Source organism: Streptococcus thalassemiae, assembly GCF_903645285.1.
Lineage (GTDB): Bacteria > Bacillota > Bacilli > Lactobacillales > Streptococcaceae > Streptococcus > Streptococcus thalassemiae.
The window spans coordinates 219,193-238,096 of the sequence record NZ_CAHJXN010000003.1; the positions used below are offsets into that span (position 1 = coordinate 219,193).

Below are 18,904 nucleotides of genomic sequence, written 5' to 3' on the forward strand. Positions count from 1 at the left end.
ATGTCAGAGGAAGATTTATTTTACAAAGACGTTGAAGGCCGCATGGAAGAGTTGAAACAAAAACCCATCAAGAAGGAAAAAGAAACCCGAGGGGAAAAGATTAGTAAGACTTTTTCACTCTTACTGGGTTTGATGATTCTGATTGGTTTGCTCTTTACTTTGCTGGGAATTTTGAGGTAGGCCTATGATTGAAATACTAATTGTTTTAGCTATTGTCCTCTCTATTGCTTTGATTGTATTGGTAACCATACAACCCCGTCAAAATCAACTATTTTCTATGGATGCCACCAGTAATATTGGTAAACCAAGTTACTGGCAGAGCAACACCTTGGTAAAGGTACTCACCTTATTAGTGAGTTTGGCCCTATTTGTCCTATTACTAACCTTTATGGTGCTAACTTACAAATAAAAGAAAACTTCAGATATTCACCTTTTGTGATTGGTCTGAAGTTTTCTTTTTTATACTCTTCGAAAATCTCTTCAAACCACGTCAGCGTCGCCTTGTCGTATATCTGTGACTGACTTCGTCAGTCTTATCTACAACCTCAAAACAGTGTTTTGAGCAGCCTGCGGCTAACTTCCTAGTTTACTCTTTGATTTTCATTGAGTATTACTGTCCATATTTTTGGTAAAAGTCAACTTTTACTTGGATGAAGGTTTTGGCTTCACGTAGGAGTTGAAGAAGCGTGGCACGGGTTTCAAATTCTTCTCTTGTCTTGGGCAGACTGCGGTTACGGAAGACTTCCAGATAGCGTTCGATTTCATTTAGTAAATCAGAAGCAGGATTGGTCTGGCTCAGTTGGCCACCAATTTTTGAAAAGAGTTGGGCTAAAATCAGGCTTTCACTGGCGGCAAGGTGACAAGTGTTAATCTGCTGGGCCATATTTCGCAGGATACGACTTTGTCGCTGTCTCATCTCAAAGTAGTGGATATGGTAGTCGGTCTGGTGAAAGAGGTGGTCAGAGTGATCCAAATAGACCAGTCTGAGGGCTTCTTCTAAAAGTGTGTCTAATTCCTCTACCAGCTGTGCTCGGTTGCGTCCGTCTCCTCTGGATAAATAGTATTTAAAGCGCTGGAGAATATCTTTTAACTTTTCTTCCACCAGCGTGTGGTAGTGCTGGATTTCCTCTTCTCGTGAAGGCATGTAGAGATTGACCAGTAAGGCAAATCCTGTACCGATAGCAAAGAGAAGGAATTCATTGACTAGAAGGTCTGGAGAGGTTGACTCTTGTACCAAGAGGTGGCTAACTAAAACAGTGCTTGGTGTGATGCCAATTTCCCAGCCCATCTTGTAGGCTAGAGGCACATAGAAGGCAAGATAGAGGCCGAGGCTCCAGATATGAAATCCGCTCAAGTGAAAGGCCAGAACACCGATAGCCAGAGCTAGGAGCATGGAAAAGAGTCGATTGCGAGCCAGTTTTAAGGTACTTCTACGAGTATCAGATAGGCTCAAGAGAGCGATGATTCCAGCCGAGACAGCTGAGGAGAGATTGAGAAAATAAGCAAGAAGGCAGGCAAGACAGGTAGCTAAGATGAGCTTGGTCGTACGTTGGCTAATAGACATAAGAATTTCCTGATAAGTTAGAATAAAAGCGTAAAAGACAAGACCTGAGCAGGCTTGCCTTTATGAGTTATTTTTTACGGGCTGCTGCGTATTCGGCAACGGCGGTAAAGAGGACATCTGTAGAAGAGTTAAGGGCTGTTTCACATGAGTCTTGGATGACCCCAATCACAAAACCAACTCCGACAACTTGCATGGCAATATCGTTAGAAATACCGAAAAGGCTACAAGCAACTGGGATAAGAAGGAGGGAACCTCCAGCAATACCAGAAGCACCACAGGCTGAGATAGCTGCTACTACACTGAGGACAAAGGCTGTTGCAAAGTCAACAGGAATTCCAAGAGTATTAACTGCAGCAAGGGTCAAAACGTTAATGGTAATCGCTGCTCCAGCCATGTTGATAGTAGAACCAAGTGGGATAGAAACAGAATAGGTATCTGGGTTGAGTCCAAGGTCATGGCAGAGTTTCATGTTGACAGGAATGTTAGCCGCAGAACTACGAGTGAAGAAGGCTGTCACACCGCTGACACGGAGGCAGTTCCAAACTAGAGGGTAAGGATTGCGTCTCATAAAGAAGAAGGCAATCAAAGGGTTGACCACAAGGGCAACAAAAAGCATAGTCGTTACTAATAGAACCAATAAAATACCGTAGTTGGCAAGGCTTCCGATTCCCTTGTCAGAAATGGTTTTAAAAACAAGACCAAGGATTCCAAATGGAGCCAGGTTGATGATCCATTCGACAATTTTAGAAGTCACGTCAGCGATAGTTTTTAGTAATTCTTTACTATTTTTGCTGGCCTCTCTCATAGCAATTCCAAAAATGACTGCCCAAGATAGGATACCGATGTAGTTGGCAGTAATGAGGGCATTGACTGGATTGTCAACCAGTTTGAGCAAGAGGTTGCTGAGGACCTGGCCAATCCCATCTGGTGGTGCAATTTCAGTATTGGCACTATTTAGGGTAATTTCAATAGGGACGATGAAACTAGCTACAACAGCTACAAGAGCAGCAGCAAAAGTTCCTAGGATATACAAGAAAACAACAGTTTTCATATTGCTATCTTGTCCCTTTTGATGTTGGGAAAGGGCATTGGCAACGAGGGCAAAGACTAGGATAGGAGCAACAGCTTTTAGACCTCCAACGAATAAATCCCCGAGTAGACCAATTCCTGAGAGATTAGGAAGGGTCAGTCCTAGGATTCCCCCACAAAGCATACCAATCAAGATACGCTTGACAAGGCTTGCCTTATTCCAAGCATGAATGATTCTTTTCATAACAATCTCCTTTTTGTGTAGTGATTATGATTATAGTATAAATGATAGACAAAATCAAGAATTTTCTGTCTATTTTTTGAATATTTATGGAGAATGAGACTGATGAAAATATGGTATAATGAAATAAAGGAGTTTTATATGCAAAAATTTATTCAAGCTTATATTGAAAAGCTAGATGTGACAACCATTATCGAGAATATTCTAACCAAGATCATTTCTCTTTTACTGCTTTTGATTGTATTTTATATTGCTAAAAAAATGCTTCATACCATGGTGCAGAGAATTGTCAAACCTTCTCTAAAAATGTCCCATCATGATGTCGGGCGACAAAAGACTATTGCGCGTTTACTAGAAAATGTGTTTAATTATACGCTATATTTCTTTTTACTCTACTGTATTTTATCGATTTTAGGCTTACCTGTATCTAGTTTGTTGGCTGGAGCTGGGATTGCTGGGGTGGCCATTGGGATGGGAGCCCAAGGTTTTCTGTCTGATGTCATCAATGGCTTTTTCATCCTTTTTGAACGTCAACTGGATGTGGGAGATGAGGTCGTTCTGACAAATGGTCCTATTACTGTATCGGGCAAGGTCGTCAGCGTGGGAATTCGTACGACCCAGCTTCGTAGCGAGGAGCAAGCTCTTCACTTTGTTCCTAACCGAAATATCACAGTTGTTAGCAATTTCTCACGCACAGACTAGACCTGTTATTTTAAGTAATTTATGGTACAATAAAAAGAGTTTGATAAAGGAGAAAAGATGGTTTTAGAAAAGCAGTTAGGCAATGGTTGTACCTGGATAGACCTTGATGTGGATAAGATTAAAAATATGGAAGATCTTTCTGACATCTATGGATTGGACAAGGAAACCATTGAGTATGCTCTGGATAGAAATGAACGAGCTCATATGGATTATAACCGTGAAACGGAGACGGTAACCTTTATTTATAATGTTCTTGATTTAGAAAAAGACAAAGAATATTATGAAGCGATTCCGATGACCTTTATCGTTGAAAAACAACGGCTGATTACTATCAGCAATCACAAGAATACTTATGTGATTAAACGCATGGCAATCTACCTTGAAAGCCATGAAATTATTTCAATCTACAAATTTCTTTTTGCCAGTTTAGAGATTATTAGCAATGCTTACTATCCAGTTATTGAAGAGATGGATAAAAGTAAGGACGAAATTAGTGCCTTGCTACGTCAAACTACAACAAAGAAAAATCTCTTCGCCCTCTCTGACTTGGAGACTGGTATGGTTTACCTGACAGCAGCAGCAAAACAAAATCGACTCCTCTTGGAACATATCCAGGGCCATGCTCTTTATCGGAGATTTAATGATGTCGAACGAGAGCAGTTTGATGATGCCATGATTGAAGCCCATCAGTTGGTGTCTATGACAGACTTGATTTCTCAAGTCTTGCAACAACTCTCAGCTTCTTACAACAACATCCTAAACAATAACTTGAATGATAGTTTGTCAATTTTGACTATTATCTCCGTCTTACTAGCAGTACTTGCGGTTATTACAGGTTTCTTCGGAATGAATGTTCCTCTACCATTTACAGAAGAGCCAAATGCTTGGATTTATATCTTAATGACTAGCTTGATTTTATGGGTGGCCTTATCTCAATGGCTGAAGAAAATTACTAGAAAATAAAAGAAAAGGAGCCAAAATGGTGATTGAAAACTACATGCCAGACTTTGCTGTGGAAGCAGTCTATGATCTGACAGTTCCAAGCCTGCAGGCGCAGGGAATCAAGGCTGTTTTGGTCGATTTGGACAATACCCTCATTGCTTGGAACAACCCTGATGGGACGCCAGAGATGAAGCAATGGCTACATGATCTTCGGGACGCGGGCATTCGCATTATCGTAGTCTCAAATAACACTAAGAAACGCGTCCAAAGAGCAGTTGAGAAGTTTGGAATTGATTACGTCTATTGGGCTCTGAAACCCTTCACATTTGGGATTGACCGTGCCATGAAGGAATTCCACTATGAGAAAAGCGAAGTGGTCATGGTTGGCGACCAGCTCATGACAGATATACGAGCAGCCCACCGTGCTGGCATTCGCTCGATTTTAGTCAAACCCTTGGTCCAACATGACTCGATTAAAACACAGATTAACCGAGCTCGTGAGCGTCGTGTGATGCGAAAAATCACTGAAAAGTACGGGCCGATTACATATAAAAAAGGAATTTAACTATGGAAGAAATTCTCTGTATTGGTTGTGGAGCAACCATTCAGACGACAGACAAGGCTGGTCTTGGATTTACTCCCCAGTCGGCACTTGAAAAAGGTTTGGATACTGGCGAAGTCTATTGCCAACGCTGTTTCCGTCTCCGCCACTACAATGAAATCACGGATGTCCAGTTGACGGACGATGATTTCCTCAAACTCTTGCACGAGGTGGGAGACAGTGATGCTTTGGTGGTCAATGTCATTGACATCTTTGACTTTAATGGCTCGGTCATCCCAGGCTTACCACGTTTTGTATCAGGCAATGATGTCCTCTTGGTGGGAAATAAAAAAGATATCTTGCCCAAGTCAGTTAAGTCGAGCAAGATTAGCCAGTGGCTCATGGAGCGTGCCCACGAAGAAGGGCTTCGTCCAGTCGATGTCGTCCTAACTTCAGCCCAAAACAAACATGCTATTAAGGAAGTCATTGACAAAATCGAGCACTACCGAAAGGGCCGCGATGTCTATGTGGTTGGGGTGACCAACGTTGGAAAATCAACTCTAATCAATGCCATTATCCAAGAAATCACGGGTGATCAGAATGTCATTACGACTTCGCGCTTCCCAGGGACAACCTTGGATAAAATCGAGATTCCGCTTGACGACGGATCTTATATTTATGATACGCCGGGGATTATCCACCGCCACCAGATGGCCCACTACTTGACGGCCAAAAACCTCAAGTATGTCAGCCCCAAAAAGGAAATCAAGCCTAAAACCTATCAGCTCAATCCTGAACAAACCCTGTTTTTAGGAGGTCTCGGACGCTTTGACTTCATTGCGGGTGAAAAGCAAGGATTCACTGCCTTTTTTGACAACGAATTGAAACTCCATCGTACTAAGCTAGAAGGAGCCAGTGCCTTTTACGATAAGCACGTCGGAACTCTTTTGACACCACCAAATAGCAAGGAAAAAGAAGATTTTCCAAAACTAGTTCAGCATGTATTTAACATTAAGGAAAAGACAGACTTAGTCATCTCAGGCCTAGGCTGGATCCGCGTAACAGGCACCGCCAAAGTTGCCGTCTGGGCACCAGAAGGCGTCGCCGTCGTCACACGAAAAGCAATTATTTAAACACAGAAAGGAAAGGGTTTTCTGAACTCGAACGAGCAGGGTGAACCCCATAGAGAATACTTTTCGTCGTGGTGTTAGTTGGGACAAGTGATTGTACCAACTGCGGAAAATTTGAGACCTTAGGCTCAAATTTTAGTCATGAAAGTCCAAAGGACTTTGCTGACGTCCGCCACCACTTTAGAAAAGTATAAAAAGAAACTCTTTTAAGAAATTATGTCATTAACATCAAAACAACGTGCCTTCCTCAACAGCCAGGCACACACTCTTAAACCCATCATCCAAATCGGGAAAAATGGACTGAACGACCAAATCAAAACCAGCGTCCGTCAGGCTCTTGACGCCCGCGAATTGATTAAAGTAACGCTCTTGCAAAACACAGATGAAAACATCCACGAAGTAGCTGAAATTTTGGAAGAAGAAATCGGTGTGGATACTGTCCAAAAAATCGGACGCATCTTGATTTTGTTTAAACAATCTAGCAAGAAAGAAAATCGCAAGATTTCTAAAAAAGTCAAAGAAATCTAAAAAACTACTCCAAATAACTGTTTTTACAGAGAAATAAAGGAGACTAGCCTATGGCAATCGAACTATTGACTCCCTTTACCAAGGTAGAGTTGGAGCCAGAAATCAAGGAGAAAAAACGCAAGCAAGTCGGGATTTTAGGGGGGAATTTTAACCCTGTTCACAATGCCCATCTGATCGTTGCGGACCAAGTGCGCCAGCAGTTGGGACTGGACCAAGTTCTGCTCATGCCTGAATACCAACCTCCTCACGTAGATAAAAAGGAAACCATCCCTGAACACCATCGTCTCAAGATGCTTGAGTTGGCGATTGAGGGGATTGACGGCCTAGCTATTGAAACCATTGAGTTAGAGCGTAAGGGTATTTCCTATACTTACGACACCATGAAGCTTCTAACTGAGAAGAATCCAGATACGGATTATTACTTTATCATCGGTGCCGACATGGTGGACTATCTGCCTAAGTGGTATCGAATTGATGAGCTGGTAGACATGGTTCAGTTTGTAGGGGTTCAGCGCCCACGCTACAAGGCAGGGACTTCCTATCCCGTTATCTGGGTGGATGTGCCTCTCATGGATATCTCATCCAGCATGGTGCGGGACTTCCTTGCCCAAGGTCGGAAACCCAACTTTCTCCTACCTCAGCCGGTGCTAGACTACATCGAGAAGGAGGGACTCTACTGATGGCCTATCAAGACTATATCAACTGTTCCCGTGAGGCTTTGTTGGAAAAAATGGCAGAGCTTCTACCTGAAAAACGTTTAACCCATTGCTTGGGTGTGGAGCGTGCAGCCATAGAACTAGCAGAGAGATTTGGAGTAGATGGTGAGAAGGCAGGTCTAGCAGGCCTTCTTCATGACTATGCTAAAAAGCTGTCAGATCAGGAATTTTTGGATTTGATTGACCGTTATCAGCTAGACCCTGACCTCAAAAACTGGGGCAATAATGTCTGGCATGGTATGGTCGGAATTTACAAGATTCAGGAAGATTTGGATTTGCATGATTCAGAAATCCTGCGAGCTATTGAAATCCATACAGTCGGTGCTGACCAGATGACAGACCTAGATAAAGTCATCTACGTCGCAGACTATATCGAGCATAATCGCGCCTTTCCAGGAGTAGATGTGGCGCGTGAGATTGCAAGTCTATCACTTAATAAGGCGGTAGCCTATGAAACAGCTCGTACTGTGGAGCATCTAGCTCATCAGAAATTCCCCATCTATCCCCAAACCCTTGAAACCTATAACGCCTTTGTGCACTATTTGAAAGAGGACTAAATGAACGAAAAAGAATTACTAGAACTAGTCGTGAAAGCGGCTGATGAGAAACGTGCGGAGGATATCCTCGCACTTGATGTACAAGATTTGACCAGCGTGACAGACTACTTTGTTATCACTAGTTCAATGAATAGCCGTCAGTTGGATGCTATCGCTGACAATATCCGTGAAAAAGTAGCGGAAGCAGGCTTTAAAGGCAGTCATGTCGAAGGCGATGCAGCTGGAGGATGGGTCTTGCTGGACCTCGGTGCTGTCGTTGTGCATATCTTCTCAGAAGAAATGCGTGCCCACTATAACCTAGAGAAGCTATGGCATGAGGCGGATTCAGTAGATATTTCAGAAGCTCTTGCTTAGAAGATGAACTCAGTTGTAGTCAACTGGGTTTCTTTGCTTATTTTAGAAAATTGATGGAAAGGTAAAGGGCGAGTGGTGTTTACCATGGAGCTCTTAGTATCATGATTATGGCAACTTATGAAACCTTTGCGGCGGTCTATGATGCGGTCATGGATGACAGTTTATACGACAAATGGACTGATTTTTCTCTGCGTCATTTGCCAAAAACTAAGGAGAGAAAGAAACTCTTGGAATTGGCTTGTGGGACAGGAATTCAATCGGTGCGCTTCTCTCAGGCTGGTTTTGATGTGACTGGGTTGGACTTGAGCGCGGATATGTTGAAGATTGCTGAGAAGAGAGCTACTTCAGCCAAACAAAAGATTGATTTTATTGAAGGCAATATGCTGGATTTGTCCAAGGTAGGTCAATACGATTTTGTCACGTGTTACTCGGACTCAATCTGCTACATGCAGGATGAGGTGGAAGTAGGGGACGTCTTTAAGGAAGTGTATAATGCCCTTAATGAAGATGGAGTTTTCATCTTTGATGTGCATTCCACCTACCAGACAGATGAAGTTTTTCCAGGCTATTCCTACCATGAAAATGCGGAAGATTTCGCCATGCTCTGGGATACCTACGAGGACGAAGCACCTCACTCCATCGTGCATGAGTTGACCTTTTTCATCAAGGAGGCTGACGGTTCCTTTAGTCGCCACGATGAAGTGCATGAGGAGCGGACTTATGAGGTCCTGACCTATGATATTTTGCTGGAACAGGCTGGTTTCAAGTCCTTCAAACTTTATGCGGACTTTGAGGACAAAGAGCCTACAGAAACTAGCACCCGTTGGTTTTTTGTCGCGCAGAAGTAGGAGATTATCATGACCATCACAGGTATTATCGCGGAGTTTAATCCCTTTCATAATGGGCATAAATACCTGCTAAATCAGGCTGAGGGATTGAAAATTGTTGCCATGTCAGGGAATTTCATGCAGAGAGGCGAGCCTGCTATTGTGGACAAGTGGACAAGGGCCCAGATGGCACTGGAAAATGGGGCAGACTTGGTAGTAGAATTGCCCTTTTTAGTCAGTGTTCAGGCAGCAGATTTCTTCGGCCAAGGAGCTGTGGATATCTTGACTCGTTTGGGTATTGATACTCTAGCTTTTGGGACGGAGGAAGTTCTAGATTACCAGAAAATCGCTGACTTATACACAGAGCAGGGTGCTGAGATGGAGCAATTTGTGGAAAATCTGGCTGATTCTCTCTCTTATCCCCAGAAAACCCAAGCTATGTGGAAGGAATTTGCAGGTCTTGATTTTTCAGGCAATACGCCCAATCATATCCTTGCTCTCGCCTATGCCAAGGCAGTTGCAGGACGAGACATCAAACTTGAGCCAATTCAGCGTCAGGGGGCAGGCTACCATTCTGTGGACAAGGATGTAGACTTTGCCTCGGCGACAGCCCTGCGTCAGCACCAAAGGGACAAAGATTTCTTAGAACGCTTTATGCCTTCTGTTACCCTTTTTGAGCAGGCCAGTAAGGTGAACTGGGAAGACTATTTTCCCTTGCTCCATTATCAAATCTTGTCAAATCCAGACCTAACCACCATCTATCAGGTCAATCAAGAAATGGCTGTGCGCATTAAGGAAGCTATCAAGACGGCTCAGTCTGTTGACGAATTGGTTGAAGTGGTTGCTACCAAACGCTACACCAAGGCGCGTGTCAGACGCATCTTGGCCTATATTTTGGTGCAAGCTAGAGAAAGTGACTTGCCAGAAGGGATTCATGTCCTTGGATTTACTGAAAAAGGCAGACAACATCTTAAATCTCTGAAAGGACAGGTCAATCTAGTCAGTCGAATTGGCAAAGAGCCTTGGGATACTATGACCCAAAAGGCAGACCAGATTTACCAACTTGGAAAGTCAAGTATAGCAGAGCAGAATTTTGGAAGAGTGCCGATTAGAATAGAAACAAACTAAGTCTACTGAAAAGTAGACTTTTTCTCAAATCTCTACTAAACAACTGTTTCTAAGAAATAGAGATTGTGCTAATAAATTATAGGTAATTAAACTCCAAATTCCCCAAAACATATTCTATTTTAGGTTTGTGAAAATCACTTTTTTATGGTAGAATGTAAAAGAATGTATGTCATTCGGAATAACAATAAAATGAGGTAAAAACATGGAAATCATGTCGCTTGCGATTGCTGTTTTTGCCGTCATCATTGGTTTAGTCATTGGATATGTCAGCATCTCAGCTAAGATGAAATCATCTCAGGAAGCTGCAGAGTTGATGCTTTTAAATGCTGAACAAGAAGCAACTAATTTACGTGGACAAGCTGAACGTGAAGCGGATTTACTGGTTAATGAAGCCAAACGTGAAAGCAAGTCTCTTAAAAAAGAAGCACTATTGGAGGCCAAAGAAGAAGCCAGAAAATACCGTGAAGAAGTGGACGCTGAATTCAAATCAGAACGTCAAGAACTCAAACAAATCGAAAGTCGTTTGACAGAGAGAGCTACTAGCCTTGACCGTAAGGACGACAATTTGACGAGTAAAGAACAAACACTTGAACAAAAAGAACAAAGTATTTCTGATAGAGCGAAAAACCTTGATGCGCGTGAAGAGCAATTAGAGGAAGTCGAAAGACAAAAAGAAGTAGAGTTAGAGCGTATTGGTGCTCTGTCTCAGGCAGAAGCACGAGATATTATCTTGGCACAGACAGAGGAAAACTTGACCAAGGAGATTGCCAGCCGCATTCGTGAAGCTGAGCAAGAGGTCAAGGAACGTTCTGACAAAATGGCCAAGGACATCCTGGTTCAAGCTATGCAACGTATCGCTGGTGAGTATGTGGCGGAGTCAACAAACTCAACGGTTCATCTACCAGATGATACCATGAAGGGGCGCATTATTGGTCGTGAAGGTCGTAACATTCGTACCTTTGAAAGTTTGACAGGGGTTGATGTGATTATCGACGATACACCAGAAGTGGTGACCTTGTCAGGTTTTGACCCGATTCGTCGCGAGATTGCCCGTATGACCATGGAAATGTTGCTCAAAGATGGTCGTATCCACCCAGCTCGTATCGAAGAGTTGGTTGAGAAAAACCGTCAAGAGATTGACAATAAGATCCGTGAATACGGTGAGGCAGCAGCCTATGAGATTGGTGCGCCAAACCTTCATCCAGACTTGATGAAGATTATGGGACGTTTGCAGTTCCGTACCTCTTATGGACAAAATGTTTTGCGCCATTCGATTGAAGTTGCTAAGTTGGCTGGTATCATGGCGAGCGAGCTTGGCGAAAATGCGGCTCTTGCTCGTCGTGCTGGATTCCTTCACGATATAGGGAAAGCTATTGACCGCGAAGTTGAAGGTAGCCACGTTGAAATCGGTATGGAATTGGCCCGTAAGTACAAGGAACATCCAGTTGTGGTCAATACGATTGCTAGTCACCACGGCGATGTAGAAGCCGAAAGCGTGATTGCAGTGATCGTCGCTGCAGCAGATGCCTTGAGCGCAGCCCGTCCAGGTGCTCGTAGTGAGTCTCTTGAAAGCTACATCAAGCGTCTTCATGATTTGGAAGAAATTGCGAATGGCTTTGAAGGGGTACAAAATAGCTTTGCCCTTCAAGCAGGACGTGAAATCCGCATCATGGTCAATCCAGGACAAATCAAGGACGACAAAGTCACAATCTTGGCTCACAAAGTTCGCGAGAAAATTGAAAACAATCTCGATTACCCAGGAAATATCAAGGTAACCGTGATTCGCGAGCTTCGTGCAGTAGATTATGCTAAATAATAAAAAACTGAGGTCAGTGCAATCTGACTTCAGTTTTTTTGAATAAATTATTTGAAAATAATTCGTTATATTATCGAGGTGAAACTTCAATTGGAGATAGGTAGACTAAATCTTGAGTGGAGTTATAGTTTCCAATTTGTGCTTTTATATGTACATTTTGGCCTTTAGAAATATTTTCGCCATTAAAAGAGTTGAAAGCGGCGTTAGAAACTGTTGTTATATTTACAAATTTAAAGTTTGGTCCCGAAGGTGCTTGTTCTGCTCCTAAGTAATTTCCGCCATAAATAAGCATATCAAATTTTGTTTTGTAATTTTTATAGTGTGCAATATCTGCTATGTGTCCATCAAATTCGATGATTTGACCTTTATGTTTTTGAACAAAATCTATTATTGTGTTTGAATCTTCAGTCTGCAATAGTGCTTTAAATTCCTCATTGTTTTCAGTCGTGATGACAGCTGATTGAGCTGGACTTGTTGATGAGTATTCGGTAGAACTTGATGAGGTACTAGTTGAACTAGAGGAAATAGATGTAGAACTTTGTGATGTAGATGATGCCTCATTTGTTTTTTCGACGGATTTTTCCACAATGGAACTAGTTTCTGTAGATGTAGAAGTAGGAACAGAAGTTGACTTATCTGAGTTTCCTCCAAATAGAACCAACAGAAGAATAATAAATATTACAGCAACACCAATTAAATATGGAATTAGTTTTTTTACCTTCAATTCCAGTGGGCTTAATGGTGTAATTTCAACCTCAGCTTCTTTTTCAAAAAAACCAAATACTCCAGCATTTCCTTCTTCAATAATATTGATTTTAACCTCATTTTTTTTGAGATTGAGTTCATACAAGCCATTTTCAATAGCTTCATCGACATTTTTTCCTTTATAAATTGGCATAAATCTCTCCTTTTATATTAGTAGTTTCATTATCTCTTAAATGGAATAAAAAGGCAAGTCTTTTTTAAAGGGGCTACCTTGTATAAATCATAGATTATGCTAAATAAATAAGAAAGAGCAGTTGAAAAATTACTGCTTTTTTGTTACACTAGATAGAAAGACTGTAGAAGGATAGTTTGTGTAAAATGCTACTATCTGAAGGAAAATTTTATTTTATTTTCACAGACTGACTAAAAGGAGACACAATGGCAGACCGAGGCTTACTAATCGTTTTTTCTGGTCCTTCAGGGGTTGGAAAAGGAACGGTTAGAAGAGAGATTTTTGAGAGTTCTGAAAACCAATTTCAATACTCTGTATCGATGACGACACGCGCACAACGTCCTGGAGAAGTGGACGGTGTTGACTATTTCTTCCGTACTCGTGAAGAGTTTGAAGAGCTGATTCGTCAAGGACAGATGTTGGAATACGCAGAATATGTCGGCAACTACTATGGAACTCCTCTGACCTATGTCAATGAAACCTTGGACAAGGGAATCGATGTTTTCCTTGAAATTGAAGTTCAGGGCGCTCTTCAGGTCAAGAAAAAGGTTCCAGATGCTGTCTTTATCTTCCTGACACCACCAGATTTGGATGAATTGCAAGACCGTTTGGTAGGTCGTGGAACAGACAGCGCAGAAGTGATTGCCCAACGAATCGAAAAGGCCAAGGAAGAAATTGCCCTTATGCGTGAGTATGATTATGCGATTGTCAACGATCAGGTGCCCCTAGCTGCTGAGCGTGTCAAACGTGTGATCGAAGCCGAGCACTTCCGTGTGGATCGTGTCATTGGTCACTATCAGGAGATGTTACCAAAGTCTCCAACTACCCGATAAAATTTAGAAAATAGGTACAAGCAAATGATGTTAAAACCCTCTATTGATACCTTGCTTGACAAGGTTCCATCAAAATATTCACTCGTAATCTTGGAAGCAAAACGTGCCCACGAATTGGAAGCAGGTGCGCCAGCAACTCAAGGTTTCAAGTCTGAAAAATCAACTCTTCGCGCTTTAGAAGAAATCGAATCAGGAAACGTTACAATTCACCCAGATCCAGAAGGAAAACGTGAAGCGGTGCGTCGCCGTATCGAAGAAGAAAAACGCCGCAAAGAAGAAGAAGAAAAGAAAATCAAAGAGCAAATCGCTAAAGAAAAAGAAGATGGTGAAAAAATTTAAGGTTGGGGGGACTCAATCTTATTTTTTCTATTGCAAGAATGTACTGACAAGGAGGAGGTGAGAAGATGGCCGTAGCCAAGATTATTGTAGATGTGCCCTTGATGCAGACGGATCAGCCCTATAGTTACAGGATTCCTGAGGAATTTGAGGGAATGCTGGAAGTTGGGATGCGGGTTCACGTGCCCTTTGGTAAGGGAAATCGCCTGATTCAAGGGATTGTTCTTGGTTTGGAGTCCCAATTAGATGAAGAAGAGATGGAGCAAGATTTGAAAGATATTGCGGAGGTGCTGGATTTTTCTCCTGTTCTCACGCAAGAACAACTCTGGCTGGCTGAGGAGTTACGCAAATCTGTCTTCTCCTACAAAATCTCTATCCTCAAGGCTATGTTACCAGGGTTTCTGAACTCCAGTTATGACAAGATTCTCTATCCTCTGGCAGGCCTAAGTCAGGAAGACCGAGAACGCTTGTTTGGTTCAGAGGATTCACTTGCCTTTTCTTCTCTAGATTTAGGTAAGCAAGCAGAAATGATGCGTTTGACTAGGAAAGGTTTACTTGGTCTGGAATATCAGGCGGTCGATCAAAAGAAGGTCAAGACCCAGTCTTGGTATGAGGTTGATCTTGCTCAATTAGAGGGTGTAGAGATTTCTACACGCGCCAAGAAAAAGTTAGAACTGAGAGACCATCTGCTGTCTCATCCTGAGAGCGCTTCTTTGGCTAGTTTGCTAGAGTTCTATTCGCGGGAGCAAGTTAACTTCTTTGTGGAACAAGGTGCTGTGACCATAGTCCAAAAGGAAGTTCAACGCTCGGCTGCCTATTTTGAAGGTATTGAGGCAAGTCAGCCTTTAGAGTTGAATCCAGAGCAAAGACAGGCGCGTGATGTGGTTGTCAGTGCGATTGGAAGTCATCAGCCTCCCTTCCTCCTTCAAGGGATTACAGGAAGTGGGAAAACGGAGGTTTATTTGCAGATTATTCAAGGAGCCTTGGACAAGGGCAAGACAGCCATTTTGCTGGTGCCTGAGATTTCCTTGACTCCTCAGATGACGGAGCGTTTTATTGCACGTTTTGGTGAGAAAGTGGCCATACTTCACTCAGGCTTGTCTAATGGTGAAAAGTATGATGAATGGCGCAAGGTGGAACGCGGTGATGCCCAAGTTGTGGTTGGTGCCAGATCTGCTATCTTTGCTCCGCTGAAAAATCTGGGTGTCATGATTATCGATGAAGAGCATGAAGCGACTTATAAGCAGGACAGTAATCCCCGTTATCATGCTAGAGAGGTAGCTATTTTACGGGCTCAGTATAATCAAGCAGCTTTGGTGCTTGGTTCAGCAACTCCTAGTCTGGAAAGCCGTGCTCGGGCTGGCAAAGGCGTCTATCAACATTTACGTCTAACCCAACGGGCCAATCCTTTGGCTACAATCCCTGAGGTTCAAGTAATTGACTTTCGAGACTATATCGGACAAAACGAGACATCAAACTTTACACCTCCTTTGCTAGAAGCCATTCAAGACCGTCTGGCTAAAAAAGAGCAGGTGGTTCTCATGCTCAATCGCCGTGGTTATTCTAGCTTTGTCATGTGTCGGGAGTGTGGGACGGTGGATACTTGTCCTAACTGTGACATTTCCCTGACCTTGCACATGGATACCAAGAACATGAACTGCCATTATTGTGGTTTTTCGAAAGACATTCCTCAGGTCTGCCCTAACTGTAAGAGTCGCAGTATTCGTTACTACGGTACGGGAACTCAGAAGGCTTATGACGAGCTAGCAGAACTCTTTCCCCGGGCCCGTATTTTGCGCATGGATGTGGATACGACTCGCAAGAAAGGGAGTCATCAAGCTATGCTTGACCAGTTTGGACAAGGGGAAGCGGATATTTTACTAGGTACTCAGATGATTGCCAAGGGTTTGGATTTTCCAAATGTGACCCTAGTAGGAGTTCTTAATGCAGATACAGCCTTGAATTTGCCTGATTTCCGTTCTTCTGAGAGAACCTTCCAGCTTTTGACTCAGGTGGCAGGTCGGGCAGGACGTGCTGAAAAAGCTGGGCAGGTCTTGATTCAGTCTTACAATCCGCAACACTACGCTATTCGATTTGCAAAAGACCAAGATTACGAAGGCTTTTACGCTTATGAAATGGGAATCAGACGACAACTTGGTTATCCACCTTATTATTTCACCATTGGCATTACCCTTTCTCACAAGAAGGAAGAAGAGGTGGTCAAACGTGCCTATGAAGTGATGAACATTTTGCGCTCAGGCCTGTCTGAAACCAGTAACATCCTTGGGCCAACGCCCAAACCCATCGCCCGTACCCACAACCTCTATCATTACCAGATTTTGATTAAATACCGTTTAGAAGATGAGCTGGGGCCGACTCTAAATCAGGTTCTGGCTTTGACTCAAGAACGGGAAAATAGTGAGCTCCGTCTCAGCATTGACCATGAGCCACAGCAATTTTTATAAGAAGGAGAAGATATGACAAAACTAATCTTTATGGGGACACCCGACTTTTCAGCAACAGTCTTAAAAGGACTTTTGACAGATGACCGTTACGAAATTCTAGCCGTTGTGACCCAGCCAGACCGTGCTGTTGGTCGTAAAAAAGTGATTCAGGAAACCCCAGTTAAACAAGCTGCCAAAGAAGCGGGGCTTCCTATCTACCAACCTGAAAAATTATCTGGAAGTCCAGAGATGGAAGCTATTATGAAGCTAGGAGCGGATGGAATTGTGACCGCTGCTTTTGGGCAGTTTCTCCCAAGTAAACTCCTTGATAGCATGGACTTTGCTGTCAATGTTCACGCCTCACTCCTTCCTAAACACCGTGGTGGTGCGCCTATCCATTATGCCTTGATTCAAGGGGATGAGGAAGCTGGTGTGACCATTATGGAAATGGTTAAGGAAATGGATGCAGGGGATATGATTTCTCGTCGTAGCATTCCGATCACAGATGAGGACAATGTTGGCACCTTGTTTGAGAAATTAGCGCTAGTTGGTCGCGATTTGCTTTTGGATACTTTGCCTGCCTACATTGCTGGTGACATCAAACCTGAAGCGCAGGATCCAAGTCAGGTTACTTTCTCGCCAAATATCAAGCCAGAGGAAGAAAAACTGGACTGGAACAAAACCAATCGTCAACTTTTTAACCAAATCCGAGGCATGAACCCCTGGCCTGTTGCCCATACTTTCCTTAAGGGCGACCGCTTTAAGATTTATGAAGCTCTAGTTGTAGAAGGTCAGGGAAATCCAGGTGAGATTCTCTCTATCGGCAAGAAAGAATTGATTGTTGCAACGGCAGAAGGGGCTCTATCCCTCAAACAAGTGCAGCCAGCGGGTAAACCTAAGATGGACATTGCTTCCTTCCTCAACGGAGTTGGACGTACATTGACTGTAGGAGAACGATTTGGTGACTAAAGTAGAAACGGCTAGAAATTTAGCCCTAGCAGTATTAGAGGATGTTTTTATCAATCAAGCATACTCAAATATCGCCTTAAATAAGCATCTCAAGGGAAGTCAACTTTCGGCAGCAGACAAGGGCTTGGTGACCGAGCTAGTCTATGGAACGGTAGCCCGTAAACTGACTCTGGAATGGTACCTATCACACTTTATCGAAGACAGAGATAAGTTAGATAACTGGCTCTATGTCCTTCTTCTCATGAGTGCCTACCAGCTCCGCTATTTGAACAAGATTCCAGATCATGCTGTGGTCAACGAAGCAGTAGAATTGGCCAAAATCCGTAAAAAAGGCAGTGAAAAATTGGTCAACGCCCTCCTTCGCCGTATCTTGCGTGAAGGCTGGCCAGATATTGCTAGCATCAAGCGAAAAAACAAGCGTGATTCCATTGCCTATTCTCTCCCAGTTTGGCTAGTTGCCAAGCTCAAAGAAGAATACGGTGAAGAGCGAGCGCAAGCTATTTTTGAAAGTCTTTTGGTGCGCAACAAGGCCAGTATTCGTGTGACTGACTTAAGCCGAAAAGAGGAAATTCAAGCCTTGTTAGAGGCTAGTAATTCATCCTTGTCTCCCTCTGGTCTTGTTAAGGAGCAAGGGCATTTTGCAGACCATAATTTGTTTGCAGAAGGGGCTATAACCATTCAAGACGAATCCAGTCAATTGGTTGCGCCAACTTTGAATTTGCAGGGAGATGAACGAGTACTAGATGCCTGTGCGGCTCCGGGTGGGAAAACAGCCCATATAGCCTCTTATCTTACGACAGGTCAGGTTACTGCTCTGGACTTGTATGACCACAAGTTGGACTTGATTCAAGAAAATGCCCAACGTCTGGGAGTTGCAGATCGGGTTCAAAGGCAAAAATTAGATGCCAGAAAGGTGCATGAGTTTTTTGGTCAGGATTCATTTGATAAGATTTTGGTAGATGCTCCTTGTTCAGGAATCGGTCTTTTGCGCCGAAAACCAGACATCAAATACAATAAAGAAACGGCAGATTTCGCGTCATTACAGGAAATTCAGCTAGAAATATTAGGTAGTGTTTGTCAAACACTAGGCAAAGGTGGTATAATAACTTATAGTACCTGTACTATTGTCTCAGAGGAGAATTTTCAAGTCGTTGAAGCGTTTTTAGAAAGTCATCCTGAGTTCGAGCAGGTAAAGCTAGAACATGAATGTAAGGATATCATGAAAGACGGCTGTATCCTCATTACACCTGAATTGTATGGAAGTGATGGATTCTTCATCAGTCAATTTCGCAAGATATCGGATTAGGAAG

The 18,904-nt window shown here is 43.0% G+C and carries 21 protein-coding genes; 18 read left to right on the forward strand and 3 right to left on the reverse strand.

Annotation, left to right across the window (positions count from 1 at the left end; genetic code table 11):
* Both asp4 and asp5 read left to right on the forward strand, forming a co-directional pair.
* Entirely contained in the window at positions 1–180 is a 180-nt protein-coding gene (gene asp4 / locus HWX15_RS06240; protein WP_001287962.1) for an accessory Sec system protein Asp4, read from the forward strand.
* 4 nt (positions 181–184) lie between these two features.
* A complete protein-coding gene (gene asp5, locus HWX15_RS06245) occupies positions 185–409 on the forward strand; it encodes an accessory Sec system protein Asp5 (protein ID WP_175880574.1) in 225 nt (74 codons plus the stop codon).
* A 201-nt stretch (positions 410–610) separates the two neighbouring features.
* Here asp5 and HWX15_RS06250 read toward each other — a convergent pair whose 3' ends face one another.
* Positions 611–1,564 (reverse strand): aromatic acid exporter family protein, encoded by a 954-nt coding sequence (locus tag HWX15_RS06250; protein WP_175880575.1) that lies wholly within the window; start codon positions 1,562–1,564, stop codon positions 611–613.
* 67 nt (positions 1,565–1,631) lie between these two features.
* A complete protein-coding gene (sstT, locus tag HWX15_RS06255) occupies positions 1,632–2,837 on the reverse strand; it encodes a serine/threonine transporter SstT (RefSeq protein WP_175880576.1) in 1,206 nt (401 codons plus the stop codon).
* A 138-nt stretch (positions 2,838–2,975) separates the two neighbouring features.
* Between sstT and HWX15_RS06260 the strand changes: the two genes are divergently transcribed.
* From HWX15_RS06260 to HWX15_RS06310, 11 genes are all read left to right on the forward strand, one after another.
* Positions 2,976–3,536, forward strand: a complete 561-nt coding sequence (locus tag HWX15_RS06260; RefSeq protein ID WP_001168881.1) for a mechanosensitive ion channel family protein — start codon at positions 2,976–2,978, stop codon at positions 3,534–3,536.
* Between the two features lie 57 nt (positions 3,537–3,593).
* On the forward strand, positions 3,594–4,499 hold the full coding sequence (locus HWX15_RS06265; RefSeq protein ID WP_175880577.1) for a magnesium transporter CorA family protein: 906 nt from the start codon (positions 3,594–3,596) through the stop codon (positions 4,497–4,499).
* A gap of 16 nt (positions 4,500–4,515) precedes the next feature.
* Positions 4,516–5,043 carry a YqeG family HAD IIIA-type phosphatase gene (locus HWX15_RS06270; protein WP_000234220.1) on the forward strand — a complete coding sequence of 176 codons (528 nt, stop codon included), beginning with the start codon at positions 4,516–4,518 and terminating at the stop codon, positions 5,041–5,043.
* Between the two features lie 2 nt (positions 5,044–5,045).
* Positions 5,046–6,152 carry a ribosome biogenesis GTPase YqeH gene (yqeH, locus tag HWX15_RS06275; protein ID WP_175880578.1) on the forward strand — a complete coding sequence of 369 codons (1,107 nt, stop codon included), beginning with the start codon at positions 5,046–5,048 and terminating at the stop codon, positions 6,150–6,152.
* Between the two features lie 213 nt (positions 6,153–6,365).
* A complete protein-coding gene (gene yhbY / locus HWX15_RS06280; RefSeq protein WP_000060169.1) occupies positions 6,366–6,677 on the forward strand; it encodes a ribosome assembly RNA-binding protein YhbY in 312 nt (103 codons plus the stop codon).
* Positions 6,678–6,727: 50 nt separating this feature from the next.
* Positions 6,728–7,357 carry a nicotinate-nucleotide adenylyltransferase gene (locus HWX15_RS06285; RefSeq protein WP_175880579.1) on the forward strand — a complete coding sequence of 210 codons (630 nt, stop codon included), beginning with the start codon at positions 6,728–6,730 and terminating at the stop codon, positions 7,355–7,357.
* Complete coding sequence (gene yqeK / locus HWX15_RS06290; RefSeq protein ID WP_175880580.1) at positions 7,357–7,950, forward strand: bis(5'-nucleosyl)-tetraphosphatase (symmetrical) YqeK; 594 nt, start codon at positions 7,357–7,359, stop codon at positions 7,948–7,950. The genes HWX15_RS06285 and yqeK overlap by 1 nt, the downstream gene beginning before the upstream one ends.
* Complete coding sequence (gene rsfS, locus HWX15_RS06295) at positions 7,951–8,304, forward strand: ribosome silencing factor (RefSeq protein WP_124787858.1); 354 nt, start codon at positions 7,951–7,953, stop codon at positions 8,302–8,304.
* A gap of 107 nt (positions 8,305–8,411) precedes the next feature.
* Positions 8,412–9,152, forward strand: coding sequence for a class I SAM-dependent DNA methyltransferase (locus HWX15_RS06300; RefSeq protein ID WP_175880729.1), 741 nt, complete (start codon positions 8,412–8,414; stop codon positions 9,150–9,152).
* 9 nt (positions 9,153–9,161) lie between these two features.
* Positions 9,162–10,259: a nucleotidyltransferase gene (locus HWX15_RS06305; protein WP_175880581.1), complete on the forward strand. Its 1,098-nt coding sequence runs from the start codon at positions 9,162–9,164 to the stop codon at positions 10,257–10,259.
* A 202-nt stretch (positions 10,260–10,461) separates the two neighbouring features.
* Positions 10,462–12,075: a ribonuclease Y gene (locus HWX15_RS06310; RefSeq protein ID WP_175880582.1), complete on the forward strand. Its 1,614-nt coding sequence runs from the start codon at positions 10,462–10,464 to the stop codon at positions 12,073–12,075.
* A 70-nt stretch (positions 12,076–12,145) separates the two neighbouring features.
* On the opposite strand, the gene HWX15_RS06315 is transcribed toward HWX15_RS06310, so the two are convergent.
* Complete coding sequence (locus tag HWX15_RS06315) at positions 12,146–12,973, reverse strand: DUF4839 domain-containing protein (protein ID WP_175880583.1); 828 nt, start codon at positions 12,971–12,973, stop codon at positions 12,146–12,148.
* Between the two features lie 245 nt (positions 12,974–13,218).
* Here HWX15_RS06315 and gmk point away from each other — a divergent pair, with 245 nt between their 5' ends.
* The 5 genes from gmk to rsmB all read left to right on the forward strand — a co-directional run bounded on the left by gmk (position 13,219) and on the right by rsmB (position 18,900).
* On the forward strand, positions 13,219–13,845 hold the full coding sequence (gmk, locus tag HWX15_RS06320) for a guanylate kinase (protein ID WP_000775041.1): 627 nt from the start codon (positions 13,219–13,221) through the stop codon (positions 13,843–13,845).
* Positions 13,846–13,869: 24 nt separating this feature from the next.
* On the forward strand, positions 13,870–14,184 hold the full coding sequence (gene rpoZ / locus HWX15_RS06325) for a DNA-directed RNA polymerase subunit omega (protein WP_000979235.1): 315 nt from the start codon (positions 13,870–13,872) through the stop codon (positions 14,182–14,184).
* 65 nt (positions 14,185–14,249) lie between these two features.
* Entirely contained in the window at positions 14,250–16,646 is a 2,397-nt protein-coding gene (locus HWX15_RS06330) for a primosomal protein N' (protein WP_175880584.1), read from the forward strand.
* A gap of 12 nt (positions 16,647–16,658) precedes the next feature.
* Positions 16,659–17,594, forward strand: a complete 936-nt coding sequence (fmt, locus tag HWX15_RS06335; protein WP_175880585.1) for a methionyl-tRNA formyltransferase — start codon at positions 16,659–16,661, stop codon at positions 17,592–17,594.
* Positions 17,587–18,900 (forward strand): 16S rRNA (cytosine(967)-C(5))-methyltransferase RsmB, encoded by a 1,314-nt coding sequence (gene rsmB, locus HWX15_RS06340; protein ID WP_175880586.1) that lies wholly within the window; start codon positions 17,587–17,589, stop codon positions 18,898–18,900. Before fmt ends, rsmB begins: the two co-directional genes overlap by 8 nt.
* The last annotated feature ends 4 nt before the right edge of the window (positions 18,901–18,904 follow it).

Bases quoted from the DNA above. Each gene is read 5' to 3' on its own strand.
- yhbY (WP_000060169.1), top strand. From the start codon at position 6,366: ATGTCATTAACATCAAAACAACGTGCCTTCCTCAACAGCCAGGCACAC.
- HWX15_RS06330 (WP_175880584.1), top strand. From the start codon at position 14,250: ATGGCCGTAGCCAAGATTATTGTAGATGTGCCCTTGATGCAGACGGAT.
- HWX15_RS06265 (WP_175880577.1), top strand. From the start codon at position 3,594: ATGGTTTTAGAAAAGCAGTTAGGCAATGGTTGTACCTGGATAGACCTT.
- sstT (WP_175880576.1), bottom strand. From the start codon at position 2,837: ATGAAAAGAATCATTCATGCTTGGAATAAGGCAAGCCTTGTCAAGCGT.
- rsfS (WP_124787858.1), top strand. From the start codon at position 7,951: ATGAACGAAAAAGAATTACTAGAACTAGTCGTGAAAGCGGCTGATGAG.
- yqeK (WP_175880580.1), top strand. From the start codon at position 7,357: ATGGCCTATCAAGACTATATCAACTGTTCCCGTGAGGCTTTGTTGGAA.
- HWX15_RS06250 (WP_175880575.1), bottom strand. From the start codon at position 1,564: ATGTCTATTAGCCAACGTACGACCAAGCTCATCTTAGCTACCTGTCTT.
- asp4 (WP_001287962.1), top strand. From the start codon at position 1: ATGTCAGAGGAAGATTTATTTTACAAAGACGTTGAAGGCCGCATGGAA.
- yqeH (WP_175880578.1), top strand. From the start codon at position 5,046: ATGGAAGAAATTCTCTGTATTGGTTGTGGAGCAACCATTCAGACGACA.
- HWX15_RS06260 (WP_001168881.1), top strand. From the start codon at position 2,976: ATGCAAAAATTTATTCAAGCTTATATTGAAAAGCTAGATGTGACAACC.
- HWX15_RS06300 (WP_175880729.1), top strand. From the start codon at position 8,412: ATGGCAACTTATGAAACCTTTGCGGCGGTCTATGATGCGGTCATGGAT.
- HWX15_RS06310 (WP_175880582.1), top strand. From the start codon at position 10,462: ATGGAAATCATGTCGCTTGCGATTGCTGTTTTTGCCGTCATCATTGGT.
- HWX15_RS06315 (WP_175880583.1), bottom strand. From the start codon at position 12,973: ATGCCAATTTATAAAGGAAAAAATGTCGATGAAGCTATTGAAAATGGC.
- gmk (WP_000775041.1), top strand. From the start codon at position 13,219: ATGGCAGACCGAGGCTTACTAATCGTTTTTTCTGGTCCTTCAGGGGTT.
- HWX15_RS06305 (WP_175880581.1), top strand. From the start codon at position 9,162: ATGACCATCACAGGTATTATCGCGGAGTTTAATCCCTTTCATAATGGG.
- HWX15_RS06270 (WP_000234220.1), top strand. From the start codon at position 4,516: ATGGTGATTGAAAACTACATGCCAGACTTTGCTGTGGAAGCAGTCTAT.
- HWX15_RS06285 (WP_175880579.1), top strand. From the start codon at position 6,728: ATGGCAATCGAACTATTGACTCCCTTTACCAAGGTAGAGTTGGAGCCA.
- rpoZ (WP_000979235.1), top strand. From the start codon at position 13,870: ATGATGTTAAAACCCTCTATTGATACCTTGCTTGACAAGGTTCCATCA.
- fmt (WP_175880585.1), top strand. From the start codon at position 16,659: ATGACAAAACTAATCTTTATGGGGACACCCGACTTTTCAGCAACAGTC.
- asp5 (WP_175880574.1), top strand. From the start codon at position 185: ATGATTGAAATACTAATTGTTTTAGCTATTGTCCTCTCTATTGCTTTG.